This is a genomic window from Paenibacillus sp. JNUCC32, assembly GCF_014863545.1.
Taxonomy (GTDB): Bacteria; Bacillota; Bacilli; order Paenibacillales; family Paenibacillaceae; genus Paenibacillus_AQ; species Paenibacillus_AQ lautus_A.
On record NZ_CP062260.1, the window covers coordinates 5,118,680 to 5,135,646 of the forward strand.

13 protein-coding genes are annotated in these 16,967 nt (G+C 52.5%); 4 read left to right on the plus strand and 9 right to left on the minus strand.

Annotated elements, in window-relative coordinates:
- From JNUCC32_RS22710 to JNUCC32_RS22740, 7 genes are all read right to left on the minus strand, one after another.
- Positions 1–2,130 carry a glycoside hydrolase family 3 N-terminal domain-containing protein gene (locus tag JNUCC32_RS22710; RefSeq protein ID WP_192569917.1) on the minus strand — a complete coding sequence of 710 codons (2,130 nt, stop codon included), beginning with the start codon at positions 2,128–2,130 and terminating at the stop codon, positions 1–3.
- A gap of 26 nt (positions 2,131–2,156) precedes the next feature.
- On the minus strand, positions 2,157–2,981 hold the full coding sequence (locus tag JNUCC32_RS22715; RefSeq protein WP_192569918.1) for a carbohydrate ABC transporter permease: 825 nt from the start codon (positions 2,979–2,981) through the stop codon (positions 2,157–2,159).
- 5 nt (positions 2,982–2,986) lie between these two features.
- Positions 2,987–3,931 carry a carbohydrate ABC transporter permease gene (locus tag JNUCC32_RS22720; RefSeq protein WP_036664730.1) on the minus strand — a complete coding sequence of 315 codons (945 nt, stop codon included), beginning with the start codon at positions 3,929–3,931 and terminating at the stop codon, positions 2,987–2,989.
- Between the two features lie 120 nt (positions 3,932–4,051).
- Positions 4,052–5,299: an ABC transporter substrate-binding protein gene (locus JNUCC32_RS22725; RefSeq protein ID WP_192569919.1), complete on the minus strand. Its 1,248-nt coding sequence runs from the start codon at positions 5,297–5,299 to the stop codon at positions 4,052–4,054.
- 174 nt (positions 5,300–5,473) lie between these two features.
- Entirely contained in the window at positions 5,474–7,030 is a 1,557-nt protein-coding gene (locus JNUCC32_RS22730; protein ID WP_192569920.1) for a response regulator transcription factor, read from the minus strand.
- Positions 7,031–7,036: 6 nt separating this feature from the next.
- Complete coding sequence (locus JNUCC32_RS22735; protein WP_192569921.1) at positions 7,037–8,839, minus strand: sensor histidine kinase; 1,803 nt, start codon at positions 8,837–8,839, stop codon at positions 7,037–7,039.
- 42 nt (positions 8,840–8,881) lie between these two features.
- Positions 8,882–9,625 carry a helix-turn-helix domain-containing protein gene (locus JNUCC32_RS22740; protein WP_096774748.1) on the minus strand — a complete coding sequence of 248 codons (744 nt, stop codon included), beginning with the start codon at positions 9,623–9,625 and terminating at the stop codon, positions 8,882–8,884.
- A gap of 111 nt (positions 9,626–9,736) precedes the next feature.
- Between JNUCC32_RS22740 and JNUCC32_RS22745 the strand changes: the two genes are divergently transcribed.
- The 4 genes from JNUCC32_RS22745 (at position 9,737) to JNUCC32_RS22760 (ending at position 14,564) form a co-directional block, all read left to right on the plus strand.
- Complete coding sequence (locus JNUCC32_RS22745) at positions 9,737–12,025, plus strand: glycoside hydrolase family 65 protein (RefSeq protein ID WP_192569922.1); 2,289 nt, start codon at positions 9,737–9,739, stop codon at positions 12,023–12,025.
- Positions 12,026–12,226: 201 nt separating this feature from the next.
- Entirely contained in the window at positions 12,227–12,901 is a 675-nt protein-coding gene (gene pgmB, locus JNUCC32_RS22750) for a beta-phosphoglucomutase (RefSeq protein WP_192569923.1), read from the plus strand.
- A gap of 166 nt (positions 12,902–13,067) precedes the next feature.
- Positions 13,068–14,030 (plus strand): phosphotransferase enzyme family protein, encoded by a 963-nt coding sequence (locus JNUCC32_RS22755; RefSeq protein WP_192569924.1) that lies wholly within the window; start codon positions 13,068–13,070, stop codon positions 14,028–14,030.
- A 24-nt stretch (positions 14,031–14,054) separates the two neighbouring features.
- Positions 14,055–14,564 (plus strand): hypothetical protein, encoded by a 510-nt coding sequence (locus tag JNUCC32_RS22760; RefSeq protein WP_192569925.1) that lies wholly within the window; start codon positions 14,055–14,057, stop codon positions 14,562–14,564.
- Positions 14,565–14,692: 128 nt separating this feature from the next.
- On the opposite strand, the gene JNUCC32_RS22765 is transcribed toward JNUCC32_RS22760, so the two are convergent.
- Both JNUCC32_RS22765 and JNUCC32_RS22770 read right to left on the minus strand, forming a co-directional pair.
- On the minus strand, positions 14,693–15,799 hold the full coding sequence (locus tag JNUCC32_RS22765; protein WP_192569926.1) for a GIY-YIG nuclease family protein: 1,107 nt from the start codon (positions 15,797–15,799) through the stop codon (positions 14,693–14,695).
- 184 nt (positions 15,800–15,983) lie between these two features.
- On the minus strand, positions 15,984–16,850 hold the full coding sequence (locus JNUCC32_RS22770) for an AraC family transcriptional regulator (protein WP_192569927.1): 867 nt from the start codon (positions 16,848–16,850) through the stop codon (positions 15,984–15,986).
- Between the last annotated feature and the right edge of the window lie 117 nt (positions 16,851–16,967).

Sequence of the window (16,967 nt, forward strand, 5' to 3'; positions counted from 1 at the left end):
TTATTCAACAACCTCAAGCTCAGCCTGCAGTCCTTCCTCCGAATGCGGTCCGACCCAGACATGGAACTTTCCGGGCTCTACCGTAAATTCAAGCCTTTCATCCAGCAGTCCCAATTCTTCACGTCCCAGCGTAAAATGCACCTCACGGCTTTCACCAGGCTGCAGCCGCACCTTGGAAAACCCCTTTAGCTCTTTGACCGGCCGGGTCGAGCTTGCCACCAAGTCGCGGATGTAGAGCTGCGCGGTTTCCTCGCCGGCTCTGGATCCCGTATTCGTGATGCTCACGGATACACGCACGGATTCGTCCCGGCCGATCTGATGCCGATCCAGCTGCAGATCCGTATATTCGAACGTTGTATAACTGAGGCCGTACCCGAACGGATACAGCGGAGAATCATCACAATCGATATAATCTTCGTATAGGTGGGGCCGCCCGGTATTCTTCCGGTTGTAATACATCGGAATTTGGCCCGTCGCGCGCGGAACGGTAACCGGCAGGCGTCCGCTCGGATTGTACGCGCCCGTCAGCACGTCCACAAGCGCAATGCCTGTGGCGGTTCCCAAATGCCAAGCTTCCACCACGGCATCGGCGTGCTCATGCAGCCATGGAGTCGCAAGCGGACGGCCGTTCATCAGCACGGCAATGATCGGCGTGCCGGTCTGCCTCTTCAACTCCTGAATCAGACGCTCCTGGCAGGGCGGAAGCGTAATGGAGGTCACATTGTAATGCTCGCCGGTCATCGCTTCGGATTCGCCCACAACGACCACGGCGACATCGCACTGTCTGGCGAGCTGAACGGCACGATCGACTCCACCGTCCAGCTCCTCCAGTATGCCGCTGCCCTGCTCGTAGAACACCTCGGCCTTCGGCGCGATTTCCGATTGAAAAGCATCCCGCACCGTGACAACGTCCTCATCCCGGCCTTTCCAAGCCCAGCAGCCCATTGAATTATGGCGATCATCGGCCAGCGGCCCGATCAAGGCCAGCTTCTTGTGCTTGCCGGTATCCAGCGGCAAAATCCCGCTGCGATTCTGCAGGAGCACGATCGATTTCCGGGCGCTGTCCCTGGCCTGGGCCAGATGCGCTGCTGGAATGGCTCGCCCTTTCAGCAGCTCTCCGGCTTCTTCGCCTTCTTCGCTTACATACGGGTTCTCGAACAATCCGAGGCGGAATTTCACCCTCAAAATGCGAAGCACCGCATCATCCAACAGCTGAAGCAGCTCGGGGTTATCCTGGACCAGCGCCTCCAGATGATCGAGATAGACGCCGGAATGCATGTCCATGTCGACGCCGGCGTTCAGCCCCTTCCGCGCAGAATCCTTCCGGTCCTCCGCATAGCCATGGTAGATCAGCTCTTCGATCGACTCCCAGTCGCTGACCACCATGCCGTCAAAGCCCCACTCCCGCTTCAATATATCCCGCAGCAGATAGCGGCTTCCGGAAGCGGGAACCCCATTGAGTTCGCTGAAAGCACTCATCACCGACAGAGCGCCTGCCCGAATCCCGTGCTCGAACGGCGGCAGCACGGTTTCCCGCAGCGTCCGCTCCGACATGTCCGTTGTATCATAGTCCCGGCCGCCTTCAATCCAGCCATAACCGGCAAAATGCTTCACGCATGCCGCTACGGTCGGGTTGCCGTCCCCGTTCGGACTTTGAAATCCTCTTACCTTCGCGGCAGCGGCCAGGGAGGACAGATAGGCATCCTCCCCCGTACTCTCCGCAATGCGCCCCCACCGGGGGTCGCGCGTCACGTCCACCATCGGGGCAAAAGTCCAGCGGATGCCTTCCGCTGCCGCCTCTTCTGCCGCAATGCGGGCGTTCTTCTCCATCCCTTCGAGATCCCAGCTGGCGGCTTCGCCGAGCGGAATCGGAAAGATGGTGCGAGAACCGTGAATGACGTCATCCCCGATGAGAAGGGGAATCCCCAGCCGCGTTTCCTCCACGGCCAGCCGCTGGAGCTCGTTGATTTTTTTCGGACCATGCACATTCAGCAGCGACCCGATCTTGCCTTCGGCAACCAGCTTCAGCTCCCGCTCCTCGCACCGGCCGTACTGCACCGTTTGTCCGATCTTCTCGGCCAAGGTCATCTGCGCGAGAAGGTCCTTTGCACGCTGTTCCACGTTATCCATGTCTAATCCCTCCCGATGCTTCTATATCAGCCTTTGACGCCTGCGTTCGAAATCCCCTCGATATATTGGCGCTGGAACAGGAAGAAGAACAGGATGATCGGCAGCGTGGACAGCACGACTCCTGCCATGATCATCGGCGTATTCTCGAAGAACATATCCTTCACGCTGTTCAGGCCGACCACCAGCACATACATTTCCGGCGTATTCGCCAGCGTGCTCGGAACGAGGTAACTGTTCCAGGTTCCGGCAAATGCAAGAATCGACATCGTAATCAGCGATGAGCGGGCCAGGGGATACACGATCCGCCAGAAAGCGCCCATCTTCGTCAAGCCATCCATCCGCGCAGCCTCCAGGAACTCGTTTGGAACCGAGATGAAGAACTGGCGGAGCATGAAGATATACAAGCCTTGATAGAGGAAGGGCACCGTCAATCCCCAGAACGTGTTCAGCCATCCGAGCTGCGCCACGTTCACGTAAACCGGGATCAGGATCATATGGTACGGCACCATCATGGTGGCTACTACAATCCAGTAAATCAGTCCTTTTCCCTTGAAATTCAGCTTGGCCAGCGCAAAGCCGGCCATCGGGTTAATGATGAGGTTCCCGATGACAACGACGCCGGTCATGATCACGGTGTTCATGAACCATCTCGGCACGTTGTACGCATCGTTCGTGAAGAAGATTTTGAAGTTCTCGAACGTCCAGTTGGCCGGCGACGTCAGGGTATTGACATGGCGCATCGGGATGACGGACGTATAGATGGTATAGAGAAAAGGAAGGGCGAATAAGAGCCCCAGGATAATCGTGCCGATGTACAGAAACGGCCGACCGTTATTCTTACGGGTCAACATTACTCTCACTCCTTCTCATCCAGGAATTTTTTTTGCAGGTACGTAATCAGCATGATGATCATGAAGAACAGCACCACCGCCGCGCTTCCATATCCAATGTTCATGTAACGGATCCCGTGCTGGTAGAAATACGTCACCACCGTGCTGGTAGCGCCGGCCGGCGAGCCGAGCGCGCCATAACGGGAAATCGCGGCAATTTGGTCGTAGATCTGGAAGCCGGCGATCGTCGACACCGACACGATGAAGAACGTGATCGGCTTCAGGAACGGCACCGTAATGTAGCGGAATTTGTTCCACTTGGACGCCCCGTCGATCTCGCCCGCTTCATACAAGTCTTTCGGAATTTCCTGCAGGCCCGACAAGTACACAATCATGGTGAAGCCGGCTTGCTGGAAGATAAACAGAATACATACGAATAAGAGCGCATAGCTGGTATCCGCAAACCAAGTCACGTTCCCGAAGCCTAAAGCTCCGAAAAATTTCGTCAGGAAGGTGCCCTGCTTGAAGAGCATCATGAACACGGTCGTGATCGCGATCTGCGAGGTGATATACGGAATGAAGAACACGGTCCGGAATATCCCCTTGCCCTTCAGCTTCTGGTTCACCAGGATCGCCAAGAGCAGACCGAGCAGGGTCTGTATCGGAATCGAGATGACGACGATTTCCAGGGAGTGAAGCAGCGCCCGGAAGAATTCTTTATCTTGCAGAATGGTGACATAGTTTTCGAGGCCGATGAATTTGGCCTGATCCAGGGCAGCGAAGTTCGCATCCTGAAAACTTCTTACGAAAGACTGGATGAATGGATACAGAAACCACCATGCCCACAAAATCAAAAAGGGCAGCGTAAACAACCAGCCCAGCGTCTTATCGGAGTCTGCCAACGAACGGAACCAGGATTGCCTGATCTTGTTCCCCTTCATATCAGCGTGCTTGCTGCTGTAATCGGACATAAGTTATCCCCCGCTTCCAAACTTAAATTGGTTGGTTCATGGAAAACCCCCACAAAGTGGTGTGAACAAAGGCTCCCGCTCCCCTGATAACAAGGAGCGGGAGCGGGTGTTGCCTCTTTCTTATTTGAACTGGCTTTGAATGTCGTCGAGAATTTGCTGAGCCGTTTTACCGGAGCCGCCCAGAATCAGGCCTTCCAATTCTTTCACGAGCTCATCCGTAAAGCGCTTGGTATCCGTTGGATACCCATAGTCCGTGCTGTACTCCAGCGCAGGCTGCAGCGCCTTGAATTCAGGGTTCTTCTCGAAATACTGCTCGGACAGCGAGGATACGGCCGGATTGAAGCCAAGCTCCATGAATGCGGTTTGCGTATCGTCGTTGGTCATGTAGTAAGCAGCCTTCAGCGCAGCTTCTTTGTTCTTCGCGTCTTTCAATACCATGTAAGCGTCAGAGCTCATGGTGCTTCCGTTCGTCGTTCCTTTCGGAACCGGAATGGCAACCATTTTCAGGTCCGGATTCGCATCCTTCAGGTACCCTTTGTACCAGTAACCGCCTGTACTCATAGCGCCCTGCTCATTGCTGAATACTTCGCCGTCCCAGCCGAAGCCGAGCGATTTCGGCGTAACCGCCAGTCCTTGGTCGTACATATCGATGATCATTTCCAGCGCTTTGACGTTCTCTGGGGAGTTGATGGTCTCACCATTACCCCAGCCGCCGCCGAAGCTCTTCACGTAGTTCGTGATATGGAAGGCATCCAGGTTCACGATAATGCCCTTCACATCGCCTTTGTTCAGCACTTTGGCCGCTTCGATGACTTCATCCCATGTGGTTGGGTACTCGCCAAGGCCGGCATCCTTCCACATTTGCTCATTGATGAAGAACATCGCCGGCATATCGCTGTTCGGCACGCCGTACTGCTTGCCGTCCACGTTCCAAATCTTCTTCGATGTATCCGGGAAACGGTTCATGTCCACGCCCGTCGCTTGAACCAGGTCATCGATTGGCGAGAACAGCCCTTTATTGATGTACTCGTAAGCACCTTCATTGGACATCTTAATGAAGTCAGGCGCTACGCCCGCAGCAATTTCACCCGGAAGCGTGTTCCAGAACTGCTCGCTGCTCGGATATTGCTTGATTTTCAGTTCGATCTCCGGATACTGCTCGGAGATGGTGTCAGCCGCTTTCTGATAAATCTCCAAATCCTGCGCCGTACCCCAGAATCCGAAATTCACCGTTACTTTTTCAGCAGCGTCTCCGGCTCCATTATCTGTATTGTCAGCGCTTTTACTGCCGCCGCAAGCGGTTAAACCCACAACAAGAGCCAGGCACAAAACCAGCATGGCCGAAAACTTCTTGTTCCATTTACCCATGATGCTACCCCCCACGTTTCTTTTCGTTTTACCTTACATCTTCATGATAAAGAGCCGGGACAACAAAAAAAATTAATCAAATGATGATTAATTTTTTAAAATTGACTATTTTTTTTATAAATAGATTGCACTTCACGAGCGTTTTTATGAAAAATCACACTTTCTTCTCTAATATCACACTTCATCTTTCCTATATTGTTTAGGAGAAAAGCCTGTGTATTTCTGGAATACAATGGCAAAATGGGCCTGATTATTGAATCCCACCATCTCGGCAACGTCATAAATTTTGTAGCGATAGTCCTTGAGGAGCACCTTCGCCTTCTCGATCCGAAGCTCGTTAATATAATCGAACAGGCCCTGACCGACCTCTTGCTTAAACAATCGGCTGACATAATTCGGACTGACGTGGAACAAATCCCCAAACAATTTCAAGGAAAGGCTCTCCGGGTAGTGCTCCTCCGTATATTCCATAATATTGCGCGTGAGCTGGCTGTAACCTCTCAGCTCCAGATGGCTGCGATGCTTGAGCCGCTCCTCGAACAAGGCACGGTATGAGGCCGACAGCTGCCCGAACTCATGGATCTCTTCAAAGGCCGATGTTTCTTCTTGAACGTCTCCCCCGCCCGGTACGGCTGTGCCCTCTCCGATCATAAACAGCAGACCTTCGTATACCTTGCGGACATCCTTCTCTTCCATGCATTCTTCTTGCGCCAGAAACTTCTCCCACTGGGACAGCAGCTCCAGGAAGCGCTCGTTCGCCTCCTCCCTGAGGGCAGACTTCATCTGGCTTACATAGGCATCGGCCTGTCTATAGACGTGCTCACCCTTCTGTTTCAGATGCTGATAATAAAAGATCGACGTATCCGGGTGGTAAAATTGATGGGACAGCGCTTTGCCCGCCTGCTCGTAGCCCGTCCGAATGCCGTCGAAATCGGCAAACCAGTCGCTGATGCCCAGCACGATGTCGATATTGACAAACCGCTTAAGCGCCGAACTGATCATTTGCACCATTTTATTGACGCGCGTCAACGAAGCCAGCAGGCTTTTCAGCTCGCTGTTGCTGATGAATACGGCACTGCACTGTTCATCCAGCTGAAGATATTCGACTTCCTTCTCTGTGGACAGAATCTCGCTGACGACGTTCTGCACCGTATTCGGCAGGATCGACTCGGTTTCCTTGGCGTACCTTTTGATAACCGTGTGATAATCTTTGATTCTGAAAAGAACGACGTACATATTGCCCTCTTTGAGCTCCGTTTCATGCAGATCATGAACATGGCCACGGAGAGCGTCATATAATATCTGCTCCTTCCGGTTGCCCGCCGTACCCGGCCCGACTTGGGCCGGAATCCCCCGGCTCCCAAACTGCTCCCGGACGCTCTTCAGCATCGCAGTCAGCTCGCGTTCATTCATGTCGGGTTTGTGGAAATAATCAAAAGCCCCCAGCTTCAACGCTTCCTTCACGTAGGCAATATCATCGAAGCTGCTCAACACGACCGTTTGAACCGGGATCTGCCGGTCCTTGATCGTCCGGAGCACCTCGAGCCCGTCCATCTTCGGCATTTTGATATCCAGCAGCACTACGTCCGGCACAGTTTCCATTATCAGACGCAGCGCTTCTTCGCCGTCCCCCGCTTCACCGACAATGTCCACGCCCTGAGCTTCCCAGTCAATCGCCGATTTGATCCCGATCCGAACGAGCGGCTCGTCATCTACTATAAGTATTCGCACTTGCTATCACCCTGCTTCTTCTGTGATGATCGGAACCCGAAGCCATGCGACCGTTCCGCCCTGTTCTCCCCTTTGGATCCACAGGCCGTACTCGGGCCCGAAATGAAGGGATATCCGGTTCCGTATATTGTTCAGTCCGATCGAGTTGAAGGTATCCTGCGGACCGTCCTGCTCCACCTTCGCCTGTCCGCCCTCCGGAAAACCGCGCCCGTTATCGCATACCTTCATGATCAGCGCATCCGATTCCTCATAAATCGATATGACAAGGCTGCCCTTGTAATCGATGCCTTCAAAGCCATGGAAAACCGCGTTCTCCACAAGGGGCTGAAGCAGAAACTTCAAGGTCCTATGATTCATTACGGCCGGATCCACCTCGTACGTGACATCAAATTTATTAAAATAGCGGAAATCGAGAATTTTCGTATAGTTCTCCATGAATTCGACTTCCTCGGCAATGGTCACGTAGTCGCCTTCCTTCTTCACCGTAAACTTGATAACCGAAGAGAAAGCCTGCAGCGCTTCTTCAATGCCCGTTGCCCCCTGAATCTTGGCCATCCACTTGATCACGTTCAGCGTGTTGTAGATAAAATGCGGACGAATCTGCGATTGCAGCGCATTCATCTCCAGGTTCCGCTTCTCCTCTTCCTCCACGTAAATCCGCTCGATTAAATCGCGAATTTCGTGCAGCATCTGGTCCACGGTATGACTAATCACGCCGATTTCGCCGTGCTGCTTCGTATCAAAGCTTACGTCAAGCTGACCTTGGGAGACAAGCTTCATTTTGCTGTTCAGCACCGCCAGCGGCTTCATGATCGTGGTGGCAATCCGGGCCGAGATCAGGATGGACAGCACGAGCAGCAGGATCAACGCACCGATCAGAATAGCCACCATCAGGTACACGATCGAGAACAGATCCTTCTTCGGGATAACCGTGACCGCCTTCCAATTCGCCATGGAAGAGGAAGAAGAAATCATGTAGGTATCCCGGCTGATCTGCGTGTTGACCTGGCCGTCCGCGTTATATTGAAAGTCGCTTCCCAATACCTCGGACGCCGCCAGTCCGATTTCCTCGGGGTGAACACTGTGCACGATATGATCGGTTTCGTCGACCAAGTAAAAATTCGTATTCTCGGAAAATGCCGACTCGCTCCACAGCGTCTTGAGTTTATCCACCGAAATATTAAAAAGGATAAACCCGAGATCCTCCTTCGTGTACGGATCCAAGATGGCCCTGCCCACTGACACGACCGGAATTCCCTTCGTTGACAGCAGCCGCTCCTGATGAATCCCTATCGGGACAAAGCCGCCATACGCTTCCCTGATCTTCCGGACAAAAGGCTCGCGGGTAAACTGCTCCTTGAAATAAGCGAAGTTCATATATTCCCGGTTGCTTCGGCCAATGATGGACCGGCTGTTCTCGTGGTAGATAACCACGGAGTCAATCAAGTCCGAATACAGCATGATCCCGCTCTGGATCAAGCCGTTCACTTTATCGAAATCCTGCCCCCGCTCCAGCAATGGATACGCCACCTTGCCATAATCCTTCCGCATAATGGGATACACCGTGGAGTCCTGGATCGGGAACATGGACAGCCGGAGCAGCGGCTGCAGGGAGGTATCGATATTTTTCATAATTTGTTTGTTGTTTTCCACGGCGGCATCAATCATCGTGCTTCGATTATTCTCCACGTAGACCCAGGATACGATACCGCCGATCAGAAGGAGGGGAACGATGATGAAGGCGGAGAACGCCGCAATCAGTTTCTTCTCCAGACTTAAGTGAAGCATTTTCTGCTTTAGTTTCTTCATGGGCAGCGTCTCTCTTTTCTCGTTGTTCGATAGGATCGTCCTTTAACGTGCCGTGCCGCTTATCCGGAATTTTCTCGGCGTCATTCCCGTAAAATTCTTGAACAATTGCGTATAATAACTCTGGCTGCAGAACTTGAACGTAAACGCGATTTCGGATATCGACTGGTTCGTATTGGCCAGCAAATGCTTGGATTCCTCAATCTTCCGCCGATTAATAAAGGTGGTTATGGCTTCGCCCGTCTCCCGCTTGAAACGATCGGACAGGTAGCTCGGGTGGACCTTCAAATATTCCGCGACCCTCTGCAGGGTCAGCTCCTCGAAAATATGCTCCCGGATGTAATAGATCGCCAGGTTCACAATGTGAGAGAACGACACGTCTTCCTTCTCGGAGCGGATCATCGACACAAACTGCACCAGCATCTCATATTCAAAATGAACCAGCCGCTCCACATCGCTCATTCGCTCGATCTCCAGGATCAGCGTGTCGCTTAAATGAAAGGCGATCTCGGGATCCACGCCGCCTTTGATGATGGCCCGGGTAAATAAGGTGCAGGAGGCAATCAAGGCATTCTTCTTCGACCGAAGCGGATACGTCGCCAGCACGGCCGCTTCCAGCTCGTTAATTTTGCGCAGCATGTCCATGGCTCTATTCTCATCGCCGAAGCGGATCGCTTCCAGCAGCTCGTGCTCATAGTCGAACGGGGGATGGATAAAATTCTCGCGCAAATAATGCATGCGGGAAGAGAGGTAAAAGGGTTGGTTTCCAGAACGTGAAGGCTCTTTCATTATTTCCCCACCACCTAAAAATATTGATAAAAACCTTGATATTTTAGTATAACATAACTCCGATTGGCTCTAAAATTCAAGCATAACCATGCTAGGAAGGAAGTGTAGACCATGACCTGGAATATATCAAATCCTGATTTGTCGCAGCAAGCCCTGCTGAATATGGAAAGTATTTTTGCACTCGGCAACGGTTACCTGGGTGTGCGCGGCAACTTCGAAGAAGGCTACGGCGAGCGCCTGTCCACCATTCGCGGCACCTACCTGAACGCTTTCCACGACGTGATTGAAATCCCTTACGGCGAGAAGCTCTTCGCCTTTCCCGATACACAGCAAAAGCTCGTTAACAATATTGATGCCCAAACGGTCCTGATCTATTTAGGCGACGAGGAAGAACCTTTCCGCCTGGATCACGGAACGATCACTGCCCATGAACGCCGCCTGCATATGGACAAGGGGTATTCCGAACGAATCGTGCAGTGGAAATCGCCCGAGGGCAAAGAGCTCAAGCTGACCTTCCGCCGTCTGGTGTCCTTTGCGCACCGCGAGCTGTTCGCCATCGACGTTCGGATGGAGCCGGTCAATTTCAACGGCCAGGTTCGCATCGTTTCCACCGTGAACGGCAACGTGAAGAACTACACCAATGCCAACGATCCCCGGGTAGGCGCAGGGCATGCGGAACGGATGACCGTCATCGATGCCGGCGTCAAGGGCAGTGATGCCTATGTCGTAGACGAGACGATGGCGTCCAAGCTGCGTGCCGCTTGCGTGACCCGTCATCGCTTGAATGCCGATGCGGACATTCAGCTCGAAGCCGGAACTGGAGAGGTTACCTTCACGGCTGTCCTTCCATTGACCGGACCGATCCACTTTACGAAATACAATCTGTATACCGACAGTCTTCGTCACGGGCAAGAGATGATCGAGCGCGGCATTCAGCTGCAGGAGGAGTTGAAGGATACTTCGTTCGAGGACTTGCTTGCCGAGCAGGGCGAGTATCTGAACGACTACTGGAAGTCGGCTGACGTCGTGATTCAGAACGATGACCAGCTCCAGGAAGGCATCCGCTTCAATCTATTCCAGCTGCTGCAATCCGCCGGACGGGACAAACACAGCAACATTTCCGCCAAAGGACTGAGCGGCGAAGGTTATGAAGGCCATTATTTCTGGGACACGGAGATTTACATGTTCCCGGTATTTCTGATGACGCAGCCGGACATTGCGCGCCAGCTGCTGCTGTATCGTTATTCCACGCTGGAGCAGGCGAGAGACAGAGCGCGGGAAATGGGACACCGGCAAGGGGCGCTGTTCCCGTGGCGCACGATCTCCGGAACGGAATGCTCCTCCTTCTTCCCTTCGGGAACGGCGCAATACCATATCAGCGCAGATATCGCCTACAGCTATATTCAGAATTATCTCGCCGAGCAGGACCGGGATTTCCTCTTGTCCTACGGGGCCGAGGTGTTGATCGAAACCGCCCGCCTGTGGGCCGACATCGGCCATTATTATAACGGCGCTTTCCATATCGATGAGGTGACGGGGCCGGATGAGTATACCTGCTGCGTGAACAACAATTATTACACAAACGTTATGGCAAAGCATAACCTGAAATGGGCCGCCAAAAGCTGCGCCATTCTGGAGTCCTACGATGCACAAGGCTTCAAATCCCTGTGCGGCCGGCTTGGCGTAACCGCGGATGAAATCTCCGCTTGGGCGAAAGCGGCGGACGCCATGCTGCTCCCGTATGATGAAGCACTCGGCATTAACCCGCAGGACGATACGTTCCTTCGCAAAGCGGTATGGGATTTCGAGAACACGCCGGAGGACAAATATCCGCTGCTGCTGAACTATCACCCGCTCACCATTTACCGTTATCAGGTGTGCAAACAAGCGGATACGGTGCTCGCCCACTTCCTGCTGGAAGACGAGCAAAGCTGGGAAACGATCCAGCGTTCGTATGATTACTATGAAGGCATCACGACGCATGATTCGTCGCTGTCTTCCTGCATCTTCAGCATCATGGCCTCAAAGATCGGCAATATGGACAAAGCGTATGAGTACTTCATCGAGACGGCACGCCTCGACCTGGACAATACGCACGGCAACACGAAGGACGGCCTGCACATGGCCAACATGGGCGGCACCTGGATGTCGATCGTCTACGGCTTTGCCGGCATGCGTCTGAAGGAAAGCGGACTTTCCCTCTCCCCGGCCATTCCGAAGGACTGGGAGAAGTATGCGTTCCGCTTGAACTTCCGCGGCCGTCTCATCGGCGTAAACATCGAGAAGGACGGCGTGACCTTGGAGATCGTCGAAGGCGAATCCATCGAGATCAAGCTGTACGACGAGGCCGTAACGCTTGAAGCCGGGAAACCTGTGAAACATGCGCTGCAGAGCAAATAACGATGTTTAGGCATTAAATGCTTACCTTCCCTAAGCGCAGGGCATCACTCCCGGTTTGCGAGGAAAACGATCGATCGTCAAATTTTTCGACATAGTTTTCTATGAAAACAGACCGCGATAAACCGTCATTTTTCTTGCGATATCCGGAAGTCCCCGTTTCGGGCTTATACTTTCTGATATCTCAAAAAGGAGCTATAAGATATGAATGAAACACGCAAGCTGAAGGCTGCCATCTTTGACTTGGACGGCGTCATTACCGATACCGCGGAGTATCATTATCAGGCATGGAAAGCTACGGCAACCGAGCTGGGCATTCCCTTCACGAGAGAATTCAACGAGAATCTCAAAGGGGTATCCCGCATGGATTCCCTGAAGCTCCTGTTAAGCCAGGCGGAGACGCCTGTAAACTATTCCGATGAAGAGCTGGTACAGCTGGCTGACCGCAAAAATAAGCGGTACGTCGAGCTGATCGAAACGATCACGCCAGCCGACCTGCTGCCAGGGATAACGAAGTTTGTCTCAGACATCCGGTCGGCCGGCCTGAAGACCGGCATCGCGTCCGCCAGCAAAAACGCCATCGCCGTGCTTACACGGCTTGGGGTCATGGACCAGTTCGACGTGATCGTCGACGTAACCAAGCTGAAGAACAATAAACCGGACCCGGAAATATTCCTCACCGCTGCCGCAGAGCTTGGCGTAGAGCCTGCCGACTGCATCGGCGTGGAAGATGCCGCCTCCGGCGTTGACGCCATCAAGGGCGCCGGCATGTTCGCCGTCGCGATCGGCAACGCCGCGCATTTCCCGCATGCGGATATCGTGCTGTCCAGCACGAAGGAGCTGAATTTCCGTGAGCTGGCGCAGAAATTCGAAGGTTGATAAAGAAATGTAAGGGTGCTCCTAAGGGAGCACCCTTTTTCGTATGCCCTCCCATTTTTTGCAACCACCCGCCATCTTCGTTAGACTGTAGTTGGTAGTGAGTACAGTAACCTTCCGGTATGTAAGCATGAGCATCATATCGAGAATACGATAAAGGGGACTTTCCATGGAACAGGCTGTCTTGGATCAAGGGGCCGAACGATTCGGCCGAGGTTCTTATTCGCTGAAGTTACTTGGGGGATTCGATCAGAATGTATTTGAATACAACGGTGAAGACGGACGACGCTTCATTATGAAATTCCTGGACGCGTCCAAATACCGCAAAGCCTCGATCATTCGCGAGCTGACGTGGATGGCCTATCTCGCCGAGCAGGGTCTGAACATGGCGGTGTCCATTCGATCTGCTCAGGATCTTCTTATTGAAGAGGTAACCCATAAATCCAAGCGATACCATGTCATTGCCTTTACGAAGGCTCCCGGCAGCCCGTTAACGGATGTAACATCGGATTTTGCGATAATCAAGCAGTGGGGACGCGGGATGGGCCGTATGCATAAGCTCGGCAAAAAGGACGCCACCGCTTCCTCACTCGTGCATCGAATGGCGTTTCCCCAGTGGAATGATCATGTGATTTTTACCGATGCGTTCCCGGAGGCTGCAGGTGAAAGAGTCCATAGGCAGTGGACGCAGTATCTTAAGGAATTGGAGTCCCTCCCGCAGGATGAGGAAGGCTACGGCATCGTCCACAATGACCTCCACCATCACAACTTTCACGTACATAACGGGGAGATCATCTTTTTCGATTTCGGAGATGTCTCGTACCATTGGTTCGCCTACGATATCGCCATCGCCATCTATCATGCGGTTCAGACGGTTTCGGAAAACCGGAAAGCCGAGTTTGTGGCCCGATTCTTCGACTCGTTCTTATCCGGCTATCTTCAAGAGAATACGCTGAGCGAGGAATGGATCCAGCGGATCCCGTTGTTCATCGACTTTCGTAATATCTACTCCTATGTCTACTTCGCCAAATTCGTAAATTGGAATGAGATGGATGAACGCACCCGGAAATATCTGTTAGCGATGAAAGCGGATATTGAGGCAGGCAAATCCGTTGTAAAGCTGTCTATTTAATAAGAGAAGGAAGATTGCTCTGCCATGAAACCTAAATCCAAACATCTCCGCCGGCTCGGGTATTGGGGCCTGGGGCTGCTCCTCTCGTCCATCCTTCTATGCCTGCTGTTCCTTCGCCCCACGCCCATCAAGGTGGGTGGATTTACGTCCTCTGCGGATGAAAATACCATGATCTTCGAAGTGATGAATAAGGGATTCGCCGATGTGAAGCTGCTGGACGTGCGGGTGAATAATGGCATGAAGCCCGCCAAGGCCGAGCTGGGCGTCAGTTATTCCCTTCATCTGGTCGGCGGCGAGGGCCTTGATGAAGATCCCGATATCGAATTCGTCGATATTCGGGAGGTGCCGTTAAAGCCCGAGCTCATGCCGGACGAGAAGAGAGCCGCCCTCGATCAAGGTTCGCGGATTCCGCTTAATTACGGCATCCGTCTTTATAACAATCAGCCCATCACGCAGATTGAAGTGAAATATAAGTATGGATGGATCACTTTTACGAGAGAGATGCCGATGGGGCGATTTTTTAACAAACCTTAATCATCAAAGATGTGTTGCTGATAGTATAGCTTACCTACGATACAATCTCCGACCAACGGGATAACGTCTTCTCAAAAATAATATAGGCGATAAAAAACCGGGCTGCAGCAGCCCGGTTCATGATCCAATTAAGATGACACAACATAATGATTCATAAAATCCCGCAGTGCAGCCTCCATATCAGGCTCCCCACCGTCTTCGAGCCATGAATCCTGAAGAACAAGATAGCGGCAGGCGCTGCTCTGCAAATAGCTGTAGATGATTTGTGCAGCATCGATATCTTGCCGGGTAACCTCAGTAGATTCGCATTCCAAATCACTCGTGAAATAGCTGAGGATCAAGGCTTTGACCCTCAGCCTCAACGTTTCAATGTCCGCCGTGGTAGCCACAGAGCATCGCTCGCTGTGCAGCACAACGTTCCCCTTTATCAGGAATAACTTGATCGTATCTTCGTTTAAATACTCGTAGACAACGATGCTGTGTTTCTCTTCGGCGAACTCGATCACTTGCCGTTTACTTAAGAGCAAGTTCACCGCCTCCATGCCGTCCCTGTATTTTGCAGCCTGCTCAAAATCGAAACGCTCTGCGGCGCCCAGCATGGTTCGCTCCATTTCATCATATAAACGTCGGTCGTCCCCTTGAAGCAGAGCAATGAATCGATCCATGATTTCATCAAATTGCCGCGCGGTTTCGCCGCCAAGACACTTGCCAAGACAGAGGCCAATCGAATAATTCAAGCAGGGAGTATTTGCCGAAGAAGCGGCAGGTGCATGATTGCAGGCGATTTTACAGCATTCCTTAACCTTCTGCACTGCATGTTCAAGACTATGTCTGCTGGCTGTATAGGGGCCGAAACAACGAGACGGTTCGTGACTGCCTTCATCCAGTGTATCCGTAAATTCCAGCCATCGCCAATCTCGTTTTTGCCGCACTACGATATAACTATAACCTAGCGGATTTTTCATCTTGCGGTTATACATCGGCTTTATGTCCTGAATGAGCCTGCATTCCAGCATGAACGCCTCAAACTCCGTGTCGGTGACGATATGCTCCAGGTCTTTGACATGCTGAACCAGCCTCTTCACTTTTGGGGAGTGCGATTTATTGTTGTAAAAATACGATTGTACTCTCTTCTTGAGACTTTTGGATTTGCCAACGTAAATGACCGTTCCCCGCGAATCTCTCATGAGATATACGCCCGGCGACAGCGGCAGCTCTTGTATTTTTGTTTTCATTTTGACTGTCGATCCTCTCAACGAATCTATTAAACATGGCGTTTTCGTCACTTCCAAGATACCATAAACACACCAAAAAGCACCACATTCACGGGCTGATTCAACTCGCTGAACGTGGTGCCTATCATTTCAATACAGCTTTTTCTAGTAAACCTGAAAGAAAAAAGACATAGCCATAATCCCTCTAACTTCGCATTCGATACTGCTGCCGGTAGGCTCTCGGCGACAGCTGAACCGTCCGCTTGAACATCTTCCCAAAATGGGAGAAGTTGCTGAAGCCCGATCGCCAGGCGATATCCGTGATGGAATCATCGCTCTCCCGCAGGAGACGCTGCGCTTCCTTGACCCGAAGCAGGTTGAGATAATCGCTGAAGGTAAATCCCGTCGTCTGCTTGAACAGCCGGCTGAGATAGTGGGGGCTGATCCGGAACGCCTCCGCTACCTCGGGCAGCGTTAAGGCCTGCCGGTAGTTGTCGTTAAGATACCGTACGACCGCCTGGGTCTTCGGATGAAGGACCGGCTCCGTATCGGCCGAACGGACCGTGCCCAGATGCCGGCTGCGGTAGGCAAAGAGCAGCAATTCGACCGTTCGGTGCCGAAGCAGCCAGCTGCTTCCGGCTTGAGGATGGATCATCTCATTCACCATGTCGCCGACCATTCGCTCCACCGCTTCACTCGCTGGCGAAGGAAGTCTTAGAATCGGAACATCCCAACCGAACGGCTCCTTCAGCCCCTCGGCCAGTTCAGGCGGTACGGTCAAATCCGCGAACAATTCCGGGCTTAAGTAGAGGACAAGGCGATCATGGTCGGGCCGCCCGCTGTCCAGCGTCTTATGAACGGCATTTCGGTCCACGAAGACAAGATCGCCGGCTCGAACCCGGTAAGAACGGTCCTTGATGAAGTAGATCCGCTCGCCCGATAACAGGTAATACAGCTCGTAATGATCGTGAAGATGGTCAACCGTCATCGAGAAATATCCAATACGGCGGTCATATTCAATGTCCAAATATCCGGTGGGATCATGGTAATCCGCTCGAAACGGCTTCGTCATGTCGCTGCCCCCTTTTCTTGGATTATAGCAAAATATGCGGCATTTGAAAGCGATTACGCATAAAATGCGGCGAAAGCAGTGCTCCCTTGTTATAGGCTAGAGTTATATTCAAGGAGG